9 protein-coding genes are annotated in these 16153 nt (G+C 54.1%); 4 read left to right on the top strand and 5 right to left on the bottom strand.

From position 1 onward, the window contains the following. The first annotated feature begins 336 nt into the window (after positions 1–336). Positions 337–1077, top strand: a complete 741-nt coding sequence (locus AABA21_RS16720) for a nucleotidyltransferase domain-containing protein (protein WP_338252074.1) — start codon at positions 337–339, stop codon at positions 1075–1077. Between the two features lie 74 nt (positions 1078–1151). Here the strand turns inward: AABA21_RS16720 and ftsH are convergent, their stop codons facing one another. The 5 genes from ftsH to AABA21_RS16745 all read right to left on the bottom strand — a co-directional run bounded on the left by ftsH (position 1152) and on the right by AABA21_RS16745 (position 10576). Continuing rightward, positions 1152–3440: an ATP-dependent zinc metalloprotease FtsH gene (ftsH, locus tag AABA21_RS16725; protein WP_338252076.1), complete on the bottom strand. Its 2289-nt coding sequence runs from the start codon at positions 3438–3440 to the stop codon at positions 1152–1154. 928 nt (positions 3441–4368) lie between these two features. Next, on the bottom strand, positions 4369–6201 hold the full coding sequence (locus AABA21_RS16730; RefSeq protein WP_338252078.1) for a S9 family peptidase: 1833 nt from the start codon (positions 6199–6201) through the stop codon (positions 4369–4371). A gap of 32 nt (positions 6202–6233) precedes the next feature. After that, positions 6234–8507 (bottom strand): Tex family protein, encoded by a 2274-nt coding sequence (locus AABA21_RS16735; RefSeq protein ID WP_420917196.1) that lies wholly within the window; start codon positions 8505–8507, stop codon positions 6234–6236. Positions 8508–8847: 340 nt separating this feature from the next. Further along, on the bottom strand, positions 8848–9258 hold the full coding sequence (locus AABA21_RS16740; protein ID WP_338252082.1) for a hypothetical protein: 411 nt from the start codon (positions 9256–9258) through the stop codon (positions 8848–8850). After that, positions 9167–10576 (bottom strand): serine/threonine protein kinase, encoded by a 1410-nt coding sequence (locus AABA21_RS16745; protein ID WP_338252083.1) that lies wholly within the window; start codon positions 10574–10576, stop codon positions 9167–9169. The genes AABA21_RS16740 and AABA21_RS16745 overlap by 92 nt, the downstream gene beginning before the upstream one ends. 523 nt (positions 10577–11099) lie before the next feature. On the opposite strand from AABA21_RS16745, the gene AABA21_RS16750 reads away from it, so the two are divergent. From AABA21_RS16750 to AABA21_RS16760, 3 genes are all read left to right on the top strand, one after another. Further along, positions 11100–12023, top strand: a complete 924-nt coding sequence (locus AABA21_RS16750) for a sigma-70 family RNA polymerase sigma factor (RefSeq protein ID WP_235845575.1) — start codon at positions 11100–11102, stop codon at positions 12021–12023. Positions 12024–12839: 816 nt separating this feature from the next. Next, on the top strand, positions 12840–13982 hold the full coding sequence (locus AABA21_RS16755; RefSeq protein ID WP_338252088.1) for a protein kinase domain-containing protein: 1143 nt from the start codon (positions 12840–12842) through the stop codon (positions 13980–13982). 475 nt (positions 13983–14457) lie between these two features. Then, positions 14458–16146 (top strand): HEAT repeat domain-containing protein, encoded by a 1689-nt coding sequence (locus AABA21_RS16760; protein WP_338252091.1) that lies wholly within the window; start codon positions 14458–14460, stop codon positions 16144–16146. Positions 16147–16153: the final 7 nt, after the last annotated feature.

Below are 16153 nucleotides of genomic sequence, written 5' to 3' on the forward strand. Positions count from 1 at the left end.
GACTCTACGCGCGACGTTCGCAATAACATAGCATAAATAGCGAGCACTGACAGGCAATGTACGACATCGCTTGCTCGTAGCTCGCTGCGTGGTCACGCCGCCGCAGATCCCCCACACCATACACCAACCAGCATGTGAGTCACCACCATACGGACAGAGCGGCGCTGAGGTGCGTCATTTTTTGCCGCTCTCGTTATCCCCAATCTGATTTTAGCCCGGCCAAAAAGCATATTCAGAGGAGAGATCAAGTCCTCAACATTTCAATATATCAATATTTCTGCCCGATGATCCGATAAAGGATAGTGCTTGAATATCCTAGCACATAAGGGAGGACCCATGAACTCTGTTGATATCGCACGTGCCTTTGTGCAGCAAACGTTCCCGAATTGTAAGGCCGCTATTCTTGCCGGAAGCGCTTCTCGAGGAGAAGAAACAGATACATCGGATCTGGACATTTTGGTAATCGTCGATAAGACGCAGTCGGTCTATGAAGAGTCGCTAAACGCGTTCGGGCGCGCGATCGACGTTTTGTTTTATTCCCATGAGGCCTGTCGCAAGCTCTTCAAGCTAGAAATCCAACGCCGTCGTCCGGTGCTGACGCATATGTGCGCGCACGGCATCATTTTAAAAGATCCAACGGGATTGGCGCTACAGATCCAGGATGAAGCCTGGCAGGTGCTACGCTATGGCCCAGAGGCGATGTCGCAGGAAGAACTAGACATGCATCGCAATGAACTGACGGATCAGCTTGACGATTTTATTGGCTCAAAGGATTGGTACGAGAGCAATATCGTCGCGTTTTCTGTGATCGTTGGCGCCATCAACCTTGTACTCAGCTCACGTCGCCATTGGCTTGGGGCGGGCAAGTGGCTGCTGCGCGAACTGCAAGACTATGATCCTCAACTGGCGCAGCAGTGCCTTGGCGCCATGGACAGCTTTTATAAACAGGGACGCAAAGATGATGTAATTGCCTTCGTAGAGCAAGCACTGGACCTGGTAGGTGGGCGGCTGGACAAAATTATCCACGGCAAAAAAGATACGCATCCGAATGAAGATCTGCTGGTATCCGAGACGTAACACAAAAAAAGAGGTGCAAAAAAAGAGGCTCCAACCATAGTAGACTGGTTGGAGCCTCTCTCTTCAGCGTACAATTATGCCTGCGCGACAACGGCTTCAAACTGATCGCGATCAAGCTGCTCGTATTCTATCAACGCACCAGCCAGCGTCGCCAGCATATCACCATGTTCGGTAAGGATGGCACGAGCCATGGTATGACCGTCTTGCAGGATACGCTGGACCTCCGCGTCAACTAGAGAGTTCATCGTTACACCACTGGTGGACCTGGAGGGCAACGTTTGCGCATAGTATCGGTCTGGAATGGACCGGGCCGTGCCATGCAGATGCAAATTGCCCTGCGCGTCAGCGACCAGGGTCCTGGCCTGTGCCGGGACCGCATCCGGATCGATCTGACGCAGATTGAGCTCATAGGATTCTTCAGGACGATAGTCCGCGAACATTACGCCTACGCGCTCACTCATTCCCCAACGCGTAACCATCTTACGAGCCAGGTCGGTCACCACCTGCAAATCATTTTCCGCCCCGGTGGTCACCCGTTCTGCTCCAAAGGTCAGCTCTTCCGCTACCCGACCTCCCAGACCGACCGCGATCCGCGCCATCAGCGTTTCACGGCTATAGTTATAACGATCCATCTCGGCGCTAAACTGCGTCACGCCCAGGCTCTGTCCGCGCGGCAAAATGGTCACGCGATTCACGCGATCAGCTTCGGGAAGGTGATGCGCAACCAGGGCATGGCCGCCTTCATGAACGGCAATAATGCGGCGCTCATCCTCACTCATCACCAGGGGTCGTAACGCGCCCAGCTGAATACGGGCCAGTGCCTCTTCGAAACATTCGTGGGTGACCGCCATTAAATCTCTTCGCGCCGCGGAGAGGGCGGCCTCGTTCACAAGGTTAGCGAGATCGGCGCCAGTCATGCCAGTGGTCAGGCGAGCCAGGCGCTCTAACGAGACATCCAGAGCCAGCGGTGTCTGACGCGAATGTACGCGCAAGATGGCTTCGCGGCCAACACGATCCGGCGGAGACACCGTGATGCGCCGATCAAAACGACCGGGTCGCAGCAGTGCTTTATCCAGGATATCTACCCGGTTGGTGGCCGCCATCACGATCACAGCCTGCCGCGCATCAAAACCGTCCAGTTCAACCAGCAGCTGGTTCAGCGTCTGGTCGCGCTCGTCGTTACCCGCGGCACGCAGAGAACGCTTGCGCCCTACCGCATCCATCTCATCGATAAAGATCACGCACGGTGCTACGCGGCGCGCCTGCTGGAAAAGATCGCGCACGCGGCTAGCTCCGACTCCGACAAACATCTCAACAAATTCAGAGGCACTGATACTAAAAAAGGGAACATGCGCTTCGCCCGCGACTGCTTTGGCCAGCAGGGTCTTGCCGGTACCAGGAGAACCCACCAGCAAAGCGCCACGAGGAATGTGAGCCCCCAGACGGCTGAATTTCTCCGGCTCGCGCAGAAACTGCACCATCTCCACCAGCTCAGATTTAACTTCATCGATACCAGCGACATCGGCGAACGTCACCGAAGGAATATTGATGATCGGCGTCGCACTTGATTTGCTCGCGGCCGTAGCGGAACCACGCATACCAGAGAGGGGCTTCGCATTATGGGCTTGCGTCGGCGGAGGTGATGCACCTTCGGGCAAGCGATCAAAGCGCCTGGCCCGGCTCTTACCAACCTGATTGATGCGGTCATCCATAGAGCCAGATGGATTTTGCCTGTTCCGCAGCACAAAAAACACCAGCAGCAGACCAAGCAACAGTAGTAAAGGCGCGAAGCGCAGCAACATAGTGAAGAGCAAAGATGGCTGTGGCGTAGAAAGAACGTGAACATCAACATGCGAAGACGCCAGCTGGCTCATGAGCAGATCTTTGCTACCAGCCGGGATGCGCACATAAAGCGTATGCTGCACAAAAGCGGTCGTATCCTGTGAAGCAGCCAGGGTGTTGCCATTATTAGCCAGGTAAGTATACCATCCTGCAGGATCAATCTGAGTCTCTTTTGCATTTTTAGGTATATTTTTAGTTGATTGAAGCGGATATTTAAGCAAGACATGAACATCATTATCTTGAATGGCCACCGCCGAAACATTTCCACTTTGCAATTGATGCATCAGGGTCGTGTAGTCCACAACCTGTGATCCATCGCTCGGATCACTGGCATCAGGTGCCGGTAGCCGCGAACAGATAGCAAGCAGTAATACGCATAGAACTATAATGAGTGTACATGTAAGAGCAGCATTACGGTGGTGCAGAAAAAATTGTCCTATCCTCCGCACATAATCATGTATCAGTCGCTGTTGACGCCTCCAATTGCCCGGCTTCATGCGGCGACTAGCTTTATCATCCATACCTTCACCTCGCCAAAAACAGGTTGTTCTATTACTAAGATCTCGATGCCAGTTCCCATAAAAAGAGAACTATCTGTAAACAAGAAAAGAAAATGCTGTCTCATCAGCACTGTATAGGTATAAAAAAAAAGCGCTCTATATCATCACAACTCTGTAGCTGTGAAATTGCTTTCTTTCATAAATATTTCGGGCCGCCACATCCACGTTCGCAGTCAGAAATAGACAACCATCAACCTAAGTCGGGAAAACAAACGTCGCCTTGGAGTTAAACTAGCTGTAGTTTACCGCGTTTCACCACGCACCGTACTATCCACAGTACTTTCTTCTTACTCCATATTATGTCAAACCATCTAAAGGTGTATCACTACATATTTCTTAAGGAGGTTTAGAAGAAGCCACGCTGCCAATTCATTTCCTATTTATGATGGTGGATAACATGAATAACGCCATCGATAAAATCGACCGCGCTGTTTCGGTAACGGATTCGTGTAACCTGGCACACGCCATCCGTACTAGTATTACGTTGCTCTTCTCTCTACAAGATACACATTTCACCCATAATGGGTACCACTTGAAACAAAAAGAGGCAAGACACCTGTACAGGTGTCTTGCCTCTTTTTGTTTCAAGTCTCATCTCGTTGGGGCGCATGCGCGCCCCTGTCACACCACCACACATAACCGATTTCGCACCTGCAGTACTCATGATTCTGTTTTATGTTGGTGCCTGAGGTACGCACATGCGCCCCTGTCACACCACCACACATAACCGGTGAGCACCTGTGGCGCTCAGAACCGATTTTTTTATGTTAGTGCATGGGGGCGCAGATACGCCCCCATGCACTAACATAAAAAAACCAGCGCGGCCGCGTAGCGGCCGCGCGTGTGGGGGCGTTCATGTGCCCCTAAGATGACGAGAGTAAAACACTCTCTAGGAGAGTTGCTGCTCCAGAAAGCGGGCGATAGCGGGATAGGCCAGCAGCCGATTGCTGCGTTTAATCAAACCATGACCCTCGTCTTCAAAACGCAGGTATTCCACCGGGACCTGACGGCGCTGGAGTGCAGCAACAATCTGTTCAGCCTCGCCAACGGGAACGCGTGGATCATTGGCGCCATGTACTACAAACAGCGGAGCGGTGATCTTATCGACGGAACGGATCGGTGAAATCTGCTCCAGGAACTCGCGATCGTTCTCAAGGCTACCATACTCGGATTCACGCAGCTTGCGGCGCCAGGGTCCCGTGTTTTCCAGGAAGGTGACAAAGTTGGCGATGCCCACAATATCAACGGCCGCGGCCCACAGATCGGGATAGGTGGTAATCGCCGACAAAACCATGAAGCCGCCATAGCTCCCACCCATCACGACGATACGCTTGCTGTCAGCGATACCACTATCGCGCAGCCAGAGGGCCGCGTGCTGCAGATCAGCCACAGAGTCCATGCGCAGGCGTACATCGTCCAGGCTCTGATAATCATATCCATAGCCAGTGCTGCCGCGCACATTTGGAGCCAGCACGGCAAATCCCTGGGACACAAAATACTGGGTTACCGGATCAAAGATGGGACGCGCCTGCCCCTCTGGCCCACCATGAACATTGATAATGACAGGCAACTGCTTTTGCTGTCCCGTGGGCAGATAAAGAAAGCCGGGGATCTCACGACCATCAAAGGTGGGATAGTGCACCAGGGTAGGATTGACAAAGGATGTTTGCGGGATGCCGCCGCGAGAGCTGTGGGTCGCGCGCACGATCGCGCCCGCCTCCAGATCCCAGACCCAGACATCCATGGCATCGTCAGCGGTAGCATACGATAAAGCCAGCCGTGAACCATCTTCAGACCAGGTTAAATCATAGATGACGCCACGAGGAAGAGTCGGCGTCAACAACGATCGTCGTTGCTCCCAACCCTGCGAGATATCGAACAGCGACAGCGTGGAATAGCCATCCTCATTCATAACCATCGCCAGCCGGGTGCCGTCTCTGGTCACTTCCAACAGCTCTACATCCCAGCGATTTTCACCCAGATAGCGCATAGCCAGGGTTGACAGATCCAGGTAAGCCAGTGAACGAAACTGGCGCTCATGGTTGCTCAAGAGATAAAGTCCCTGGCGATCGGCTGACCATGCCGCCGAGTGATAAACCGCCCCACGCCCCTCCAGATTCATTTCGGGAGTCAGCGCCCGCTCGGTTGCGGTTGCGCGATCCACCAGCAGCAGCTGGCTCCGCGTGTTGGAGAGCCAGCGCGTCAAATAGATCTGTGAGCCATCTGGAGAATAGCGATGGGCATAGTTGGTCCCATCGTGCTGCAGCAGTAAGCGCTGCTCACCGCTAGCGATCTCCATTTCATAGATATCGAAGTAACGGGCGTCGCGCTCATTGCTGCTGTAGGTGATGTAGCGCCCATCGGGGGACCAATCACCAAAGATATGCATCACCTCAAGGTTTGAGGTCAGCGCGGTCAGCCGCGAACCATCACCCGCCAGCAAAAAGAGTTGAGCCCGTTCATTGCCACCGATATCGCCCGCCACCAGGATGGTGTCCTCATGTGGAGCATATACCGCGCCAGACACGCGCTCACCACGAAATGTCAGTTGCTCTGGCCAGGATGGTGTCGCGGCCTGCATATTCAAGTCGACGCTCCAGACCTCCGCCACACCGGTAATGTTGGTCAAGAAACTTAGCTTCTGGCCATCCGGAGAAAAATGTGGTCCGAAAGCGGTACGCACATTGAGGTAACGCTCAAAACTATACGTCTCTTTTGCCATGCCCGATTTCTCCAATTCCTTTTGCACTTGTCTTATCCGTTGATGTTACGCATACTCAATTGTATCCGGCTACGCTTGATGTCGATATCCAGCACGCGCACCTGTACCACCTGACCCACCGAGACCACGCTGAGCGGATCACGTACAAAGCGGTCAGCCATCTCAGAGACGTGGACCAGTCCATCGTGCTTGACGCCGATATCGACAAAGGCGCCAAAATCAACGACATTGCGCACCGTTCCCTGCAAGAGCATACCCGGCTGCAGGTCCTCCATCTTCAACACATCGTGCCGCAGGATAGGCGCGGGTAGCTCATCGCGAGGATCGAGTCCGGGCTTCTCCAGGTTTTCCAGGATATCATTGAGCGTCGGCAGACCTACACCGATCTTTTCCGCCAGGTCGCGCCAGGCCGCGGCTTCACCGGACGCACCGGCGTTGCCCCGATTGCGATTTGAGCGGCCCAGGCTATGCTGCAGCTTGATAAATTGCCGGAACTGCGCGATGCGCTCGGCCGGTCTGGCGTTCTTCTGATCACCTTCGGGCAGCATCTTAAGCAGCGCGCGTGCCGCCTCGTAACTTTCGGGGTGGATGAACGTATTATCCAGCAGTTCACTGCCATTGGCGATCTTCAGGAAGCCGGCCGCCTGCACAAAGGTAGCCTGGCCCAGACCCGTCACCTTCAGTAGCTCCTTGCGCGTCTTAAACGGGCCGTTGGCCTCACGGTACTTCACAATCGCGTTGGCGACACGTGTATTGATGCCGGAGACGTGCTTCAGCAGGGCAGCCGAAGCCGAATTGACCTCAACACCGGCGAAATTGACACACGAAGCCACCACCCGCTCCAGTGCCGCCGCCAGCTCCTTTTGATCCACATCATGCTGATAGAGCCCAACACCCACGGCCTTGGGATCGATCTTCACCAGTTCGGCCAGGGGATCCTGCAAGCGGCGCGCGATCGAAATGGTGCCACGCTGGGTCGCGTCCAGAGAGGGAAACTCTTCGCGCGCGGCCTCCGAGGCCGAGTAGACCGAGGCGCCCGCCTCGTTAACGATCATATATCCGATCGTTTCCGCCTCCCGGTTGTGTTCGGCCAGCTCCCGCAAAAGGTCGGCCACCAGTTGTTCGGTCTCGCGCGAGGCCGTGCCGTTACCAATGGCGACCACGGTAATCTGATAATCGGTCAACATCTGCCGTAGCAGCTTGCGCGCCCGATCAGCCTGGTGCAGATACATGGTATCGGAGGTAATATATTTGCCCGTCTCATCCACAATGGTAAGCTTACAACCCGTACGGTAGCCCGGATCAATGCCCAGCACCTTTTTGCCGCGCAAGGGGGGTTGGAGCAACAGGTTACGCAGGTTGGTGGCAAAGACATTGATAGCATGCTCTTCAGCTTTGCGCGTCAGTTCCACGCGCACCTCACGCTCCATCGCGGGTGAAAGCAGGCGTTTATAGCCATCCTCCATCGCCTCGCTCAACATTGGAGCAAACGGCGACGTGGCCTTGATCGGATAATGGGTCGTAATGTCCCGCTGAGCCTGCTCATAGGGGAGTGAGATATTGACGCGCAGCACATCTTCGCGCTCACCACGATTGAGAGCCAGCACGCGATGGGGCACCAGCTTCGTCACATTCTCATTAAATTCATAGTAGAGCCGGTAGACGCCATTTGGATCTTTCTCCGCTACCTTCTCGGGATCGGTCACGCGCGCGCCCACAGCGGAGGCCTTGAAGAAGGTGGTACGCACCGAACCACGCACATTGGCATCTTCAGCGATCATTTCCGCCACGATATCACTGGCTCCGGCATAGGCTTCCAGACTGGTATCGACCCCTTTCTCGGCGTCCAGAAATGGCTGCGCGTGCTCTTCCAGCACCGCCTGGACATCTCCCTTTATCTCCTGCTGACGTAAGATGATTTCGGCCAGCGGGGCCAGGCCTTTTTCACGCGCAACGCTGGCACGCGTCTTGCGCTTCGGTCGATACGGAAGATAGAGATCCTCAACCTCCTGCAACGTCTTTGCCGCCTCAATCTGCGCGGCCAGTTCTGGAGTCAGCTTACCCTGTCCCCCAATCAGCCGATGCACGTCCTGCTTGCGCTCAAACAGCGCCCGCAACGCCGCTGCCCGGTCGGCAATAGCCTGAATCTGCACCTCGTCTAGGCTACCCGTTACCTCTTTACGATACCGCGCGATAAATGGCGTCGTATTGCCTTCATCGATAAGAGTGATCGTGCGTGCGATCTGTCCCGGACCAAGATTGAGCTCGGCAGCAAGGGCGCGGGCAATATCGTCAACCGACAACACAGCAATCGTCTCTGCCGCGGCCGTCGCTACATGATCAAGTGGTTCTTGAGTCGTCAATTATCTAAGCCTACCTTCCCTGAACAATTAGAGAGGTTCTTTTTTATTAAATAGAAGTAAACGTTTCCTCCCATCTCCGGGGGAACGCCCAATCAGTATAACACTTCACTCAGGCTGTTTCTATACGCAATGATGACTATACGATCATCCAGCCAGGTCTGTTTTCTCTTATTTCAATGGAGGTGCAGCAAGGGCGCGGATGCGCCCTTGCTGCACCTCCATTGAAATAAGAGAATGGTGACGCCTGCGTTTCCCACGCTCGGGGGCGTGCAGCTTGAACATTTTATTGCCGATGAGCACGGCCCCATAGACCACCCAGCCAGCCAAGGATCCAGGCAGTGAGCAGGCCCAGTAGCATCAGGAACAGAAAATTGACGAAAGGCGTTTGCCTGGTCAGAAACGCGGGGATCACGGGCCACTGCGGCTGCACAAAACTCCAGGCCTGCGTAAATAAAGCGCGCGAATCGCCCTGCGGATTATAGGTCATCAAGGTTTGATAGCGTTGGGTGGCACCAATCAACAGGCCCAGCAACATACCGACCCAGAAAACAACGGTGCCCCAGATGCCGGTCCAATAGCCGGCCCAGGCTCCGCGAAGCGGGCTACCACCCCGGCGCGTGGTCATAAAGCCAGCAAAGACATAGAACAGGAAGCCGAGTACCGTCGCCAGGTAAAAATCTGCCGCTTCCTTCAATGCTAATACCATCAGGGCCGCCAGGCAGCCCTGGATTAATCCCCACAGGCAACCCTGGCTGGACGGATTGGGTAAAGGCCGATTCTGGGCCGCATAAGCACGGGCGCGCTTCTTCTGTTCGGCCGGAGATAATGGGGGGGGCATAAGCATATCCCGGCGCTGGTTGTGGGGCTCCTACCTGACCCTGTGGCGCAGCGGGATAGCTGATCTGCTGCTGAACTCCACCCCCGTTATAGCCGTAAGATTGCTGCGGTTGTATAAATGGATATGGCGCTTGATTGTAAGCTGGCGGTCCGCCTCCTGGTGGAACCGGCACCGGCGGCATCGCCTGGGACGGTGAGCGGACTGCGATTGTTGGATCATTGTGCGGCCCCGCGTAGCTGTGCGTGGGAGGGGGAGTCAGAATGGGACCCGCTGGCCCCATCTGGGCCGCGATGGTTTGATCATTATAGGCGTCAAATGATGGCTCACGCAAGATTCGGGCCAGTTCTCCCATGCTCTCAAAGCGCTGATCCGCGTGGAGCGACAGCGCCTTCAGCAGAACCCACTCCATCTTTGGTGAGATCGCCGGGTTGAGCAGGCGTGGGACGATCAGCTCATCACGTACACTGCGACTGGTCGCAACGGGAGGGAGACGATTGGTCAGCAGGATATACATCGTCGCACCCATTGAATAGATATCTGACTGCGGCGAGGTCTTGCCGATGTATTGCTCAAGCGGGCTAAACCCTTCGCTCACCGCTCGCCCTAATGTCTGGGTGCTCGCGTTAGGATCGTAAAGCTTGGTCAGACCGAAATCAAGCAGGACGGCGGTATTGTTTGGCGTCAGCACGATGTTGCCGGGCTTGATGTCGCGGTGCATCACCGGTGGACGGCGGCTATGGAGCTCTTGCAGCGCATCCATCAGCGGAAGCAGCCAGCTTAAAACCTCCTGTTCGCGACAGGGACCACTGGACAACTGACCTGGCGCCTGCTCGCCAACCCGGCCACCAGGCACCCGCGAACGCAACACCTGCAGCAGATTCTGCCCCTCAATCATCTGCATAATCAGATAAAAACGCCCATTAGCCTCAAGGGCGTCATATACCTCCGGCAGATGAGGACTTCTCACGGTAAATAGCACGCTCGCCTCCATCAACGCCTGGCGGCGGGCGGCGGGCGTGACGTCGTACGTCTCTTTGATCGCGCATGGACGATTCTTTTCGCTCGTATCAACCCCGCTATAGACCGCGCCAAAGCCACCCTGATTAATCAGATTGCCAACAATATAGTGGCCTCCGATAAGCGTTCCTGGTGTTAATGCGACTGGTAAGCTCATGAGCGAGCATGGACCTCTACTTTCCACGAGACATAAACAGGAATGACAACCAGATCAGAAATGCGCAACATATTTACGTTACAAGGCAACGGGCGGTTACAGTAAATATTCTTTTTTGTTAAGCATTTGTGTCGGCAGCCCCAGCCACTATCATAGCACACCATACACTATCAGTGAATAATCTACCCGTTTTCTTACCATACTCCTGTATAACCAGGGTCTTAAGTCCTCTGGTCAGGCAAAAAAAAGATCCATCGGGATAGGTTCTACCAGGGCCACTGGAATAACGCAGCACACTTTGCTGTTCTCATGGGTATACTAAAAAAGGCGCAACACTTCACGTGGCCAGGTGTAGAGACCCTGTTGAGAACAGACAGGCAGCCGACACAGTAATAAACAGAGTAAACGTGGGTGGCAATCTTCAAAGAGAGGATGTTGTTGCTTGCAATACCATATACGTATGATACAATAAGCCAAGACTGAACTGATCTACGTACATGTTGCAGAAGAAGAGAGCAAGCACTTGGAACGAAATGTGATGTTTAACGCAGAACGCGACCGTGATAAGGCGGCTGAACCTGAACGCGAAAATGTAGCGGAAGCTGATATCAGTAACCTGGCACAAAGCGATAGCTTACGCCTCTATCTTCGTGAGATTTCACGCATTCCTCTGCTCTCTGCGGCAAGCGAGTCGCGCCTTGCAGAGAGAGCCGAGCAGGGCGACAAGGATGCACGAAACCATCTCATCGAAGCAAATTTGCGTCTGGTTGTCAGTATTGCCAAAAAATATGTTGGCCAGGGTCTTTCTCTGGAAGACCTCATTGGTGAAGGCAACATCGGTCTCATCAGAGCGGTGACCAAATTTGATTACCGCAAAGGTTTTCGTTTTTCTACCTATGCGACATGGTGGATTAAACAGGCTATCACACGTGCTATCCTCGAAGGAACCCGTGTGGTGCGACTCCCTGTGTATATTATGGAAGAGGTGATGCGTGTCAAACGCACCACGCGCCAGCTATACCAGGAAATGGGACGCGAGCCAACACCTGAGAGTATCGGTGAGCGACTCGGCATGACTGCAGAGCGTGTGAGCGAATTACTTATTTGGGCAGAAAAGGTCTTCTCACTCGATGCCCCTCTTTCGGAAGAAGAGGAAAATACCCTCGGCGATATCATTGAGGATATGCACGAGCGGGGACCAACCGAAATTACTGACCAGCAGTTACTACGCGAAGAGATTCGCAAGGTTCTAGGACAACTTACAGTACGCGAGCGACAGGTCATTGAATTGCGCTTCGGCCTCATCGATGACCATGATCACACGCTGGAAGAAGTGGGCAAAAAGTTAAAAGTTACGCGCGAACGTGTACGTCAGATAGAAGAACGGGCGATTCGTAAATTACGACACCCGCAGGCCAGCCGAATTCTGAAAGATTATCTCGACTAAATAGTGCTGATCACGGCATTGAGGGTGCAAGGCATAACATGGCTTTGCACCCTTTTTATCTAGAAGTGTGTCTGACTCTCGTCACCCTGGGGAGCACGTGAGCGCCCCCGCACGCGCGTCCGCTACGCGGCCGCACTGGTTTTGTGTGTTGGTGCAACAGGGGCGCTTTCGCGCCCCTGTTGCACCAACACATCATGGATTTGTGAGCACCAGAGGTGCGAAAGCTCAGGCGTGCTGCAGGCGATGATCATGAGAATCAGACACTCTCTCATTGTGTGGTGGTGCATGCGGGCGCGGATGCGCCCGCATGCACCACCACACAATGCTTCTTCAACTACACTCTTTCGATGGGGACAGAAAATCTGGACTTATAATGTATTGGAATATAAAATAACGTAAGATAGATATAAATTTAGTAGCTCCTTCACGTTTAAATGATGATATATAATCATCAGTATATATAGCTGCTATGCTGGCACAATGCAGCAGGTGGCCTGATCTTACCACTGGCTGGTATAAGTAATGCGTGCAGAAAATCAGAGCGCGCATTTCATGCTTTACATTTACGCTTTTAAAAGGTGAAAAACTCACGGCTATACATTTCATGAGCAAGGTACTTTTGGTCGCGGCTACTCTAGAAGTAGACATCATCCGTCTAGTTCAATAGCAGTAGTTGTAATATGGGGGTCAGAGATTTTTTGCGATAGCCGTAGAGCCGTTATCCATCACTAGGGATGGACAAATTCTTCATACCAGAAAGGAGAGCGACATGCGGCGTGCTGTTTACCATATAGCGCGCGTTTGTCGCAGCCTACTATGAATGAACTGGCAGGGCACATTCTTGGCGGATATTACCTTGAAGAGGAAGTTGGTCGGGGAGCAATGGGGGTTGTTTACCGGGCGAAACAGCTGGCATTAGGACGCGAAGTCGCCATTAAAGTGCTCCCACAGGGTCTGGCCCGCGATGCATCTTATGTGGCACGCTTTACCCGTGAAGCCCAGATTATCGCGGGTCTCAATCACCCCAATATTGTACAGATTTATGATGCGGGGCAACAGCAAAAATTGCTCTACTTTGCCATGGAGTTTGTACAGGGTCCAACGCTGGCCAGCCTTCTGAACTTAGATGGCGCGATCGCGCCTTATTTCGCCGTAGAATATGCAGCCCAGATTGCCGATGCGCTCGATGCCGCCTATCGCGAACGCAACGTTATCCATCGTGATATCAAACCCGAAAATCTCATGCTCAATCGCTGGGGCAAAATTAAAGTAATGGATTTTGGGCTGGCGCGCGCGCCTGGCCTGCAGGTCATTACGGTGGCACGCACACTGGTCGGCAGCATTTACTACTCTTCGCCAGAACAGATTTGGGGCTACACCCTGGATAATCGGAGCGATATCTATGCCCTGGGTGTTGTACTCTACGAGATGGTGTGCGGACGCCGTCCATTCACCGGCAGGTCAATGCCTGAAGTCACCCAGGCCATTATTCAGGGTCAGCTACAATCACCACGCCTACACAATGCCGCACTACCCGAGGCGTTGGAGCAGATTATCCTTAAATCCCTGGAGCGTGACCGCCATTATCGTTATCGCGAGGCGAGTCTGATGGCGCAGGAGCTTCGTGAGCTTCACCTGCCGCCTCCCACCAATGATCCTCGTACGTCGCAATCGCCCTATGGACAGCAGCAGCAGAAAAAGCTGGCTCAACCGCCAAGGAGGCCACAGGCAGCATTTCCCAATTACCGAGCCTCCGTAGAGCAGCAACATACACATCGAACGCCAGCGGTACGCCCACAAGCAACCCAGGGCTTCTCGCCCATCTCAGCGCCTCCACAGCAGCGTGCGGCCCAATCAACCCAGGGCTTCTCGCCTCTCTCCCGTGGCAATACCCAGCCCATGTTCAGGCAATCCACGCAAGGCATAGATAGGCTATCCCCCCTTCACAACCGCCTGTGAGCCCACCACAATCAACCCAGGGCTTCACTCGTATGCCTGCACCAGATCAAGCCCCATCTCAGTCTACCCAGAGATTTTCACGCCTGTCTGCTGAACAGTCACAGCCAGCACAGGGGGTACCAACCACACCTATCTTGCCAGTAGACGGGGCTGGAGAACAAAAATCAGCAAATGAGGATGGGAGCGCAAAGCCCTCGCAGAAAGAAAAAGAGGAACCCGGCCTTAGCTTCTGGGATCAACTACACAAGTTATTCAAAACTCCGGAGCGCTAATAGCTTCCAAGAAATAAAGCAATTCAGAAAGGGCAGGCGCACGTCAATAAAAACGACAACAATTTGGCAAACCGGTTACACTAATAAAGGCACCGTCCACAATGTTTATTGGCGGTGCTACATGTGTTGATCTCTTGTATTTAAATAATGGCCACCCCATAAACAACCAGCAATCTATGCAAAAGAAAGCGTATTTGTAGTCTATGCAGCAAGAAAGCATTCAAGCGGCGCTCGCCCTTCTTCTGGGTCCGAAAACGGAATATCGGACCCGATTACGCGCCACACGCAGGCTTGCCAAACAGGGACCCACGATCCTCCCCCTGGTTCTGAGTACTTTCAGCAATTACCCGGAGATCACCAGGCCTGAATGGCCCTGGTGGCCACCACAATACGAGCATACCAGTCGCCTATTGCTCCAATTGAGTCAATATGAAAAGATGCCATTAGGAGACCTCCTGCGCCATCCTATCCTGGGCGACGCGCCCGGACCCGTCTTATGGACCAGCATTATGGAGGCCGCGGGGCTGATACCGCAGGAGGATAATGAAGCATTGCTCTGCCTGGGATTGCAGACAGCCTGGGGCTCGGTTCGTTACGCGGCCACCATGGCGCTGGCTACGCGAGCCAGGGCGCATAGCCTGCATCCTTCTACCTGTACGCTCCTCCACCATCACCAGGGCGAGCATGAAAGCTATCCAGTGCGTCTGACCGCCTCGTATGCCCTGTTAAATAATGGAGATCCGGCGGGCCTCGAGGTGCTGATGTGCTTCTTATCAACCGATGTACCGGATGAAATACGAAAAGCAGCGACCTTTATCCTGGCTACTGAGCGTCCATTGCAGATCACGCCTGAACAGCAAGAGAGATTGGCAACGCGCCTGATCGAGCTCTTGAGCGATGAGGACGTTGAAATTGCCCAGCATGCCGCCCATGCCCTTGGCAAGGTCACCATACCTCAGACTATTTTGCAGCTCTACCCATTGTTGGAGACCACAGATGAGCGCTTACAAATCCTTGTGCTCACCATCCTGGAAGAGAGCGCGCGGCGCGACAAAACCCTGCGCCATCAAATGCGCCAGCATACGCTAACCATGCGCCTGCTGCCTATGCTTAAATCTGCCCATCCCGACCTGCGGCGACAGACCTGCTATACCCTGGCTGCCTGTGGGGGTGAATATGTGGCGGCTGTGTTTGGAACTATTGTGATGAATCGAGAGCATCCGGCACAGGGAGAAGTTATTGAGTGTCTACGCTGCTTCCACAGTGCCTTACGCGCACCGCTGCGGGGACACATTGTGCGCTGGCTACTGCGCGTGCTGGCCACCTCCGAGGAAAATCTGCAGGTGACCGCGCTGGACTCGCTGGCGCAATTGCTCTGGCAGGCGCGCAACAACGGCCGCCAGTCAGCCTGGGAAGAGATAGGGCAGGAGGTTATGAAGAACGATGTCTTCAAGGCCTTGCTGCATGTGCCCAGCCCTCTGCTGAGGCAAAGGGCGCTGGAATTGTGTGCGGCCCTGGGCAAATTCTTGCACGCCACGCCAGAGCTACGCCCATATATTCAATCACTGCTGCTCGATGACAGCGATAGTGGCGTCCGCGCCTGCGCCGCCTACGTTTGCGCTAAGACAGAAGCGCGCTGGGCCATTTCAGCCCTGCTACAGGCTCTGCTTGATAGCGACGAACATGTCGCCTCTACCGCTCTACATGCGCTGGCAGGCATCACATGCGCTGAAGACACGGTCGTCGTCTACGCGCTCACCGAACTGACGCGCCTGCAAGAGGATACCCTGCCCTCGATTCAGAATCTGGCCCTTGAAGCACGCTCAATCCTCAAAAAGTGGCAAAAAACACAGCAGAATGAGGAGCATAAGACGTTGCACAGTCTGAACTAAACCCCTA

It is taken from the genome of Dictyobacter halimunensis, assembly GCF_036245075.1.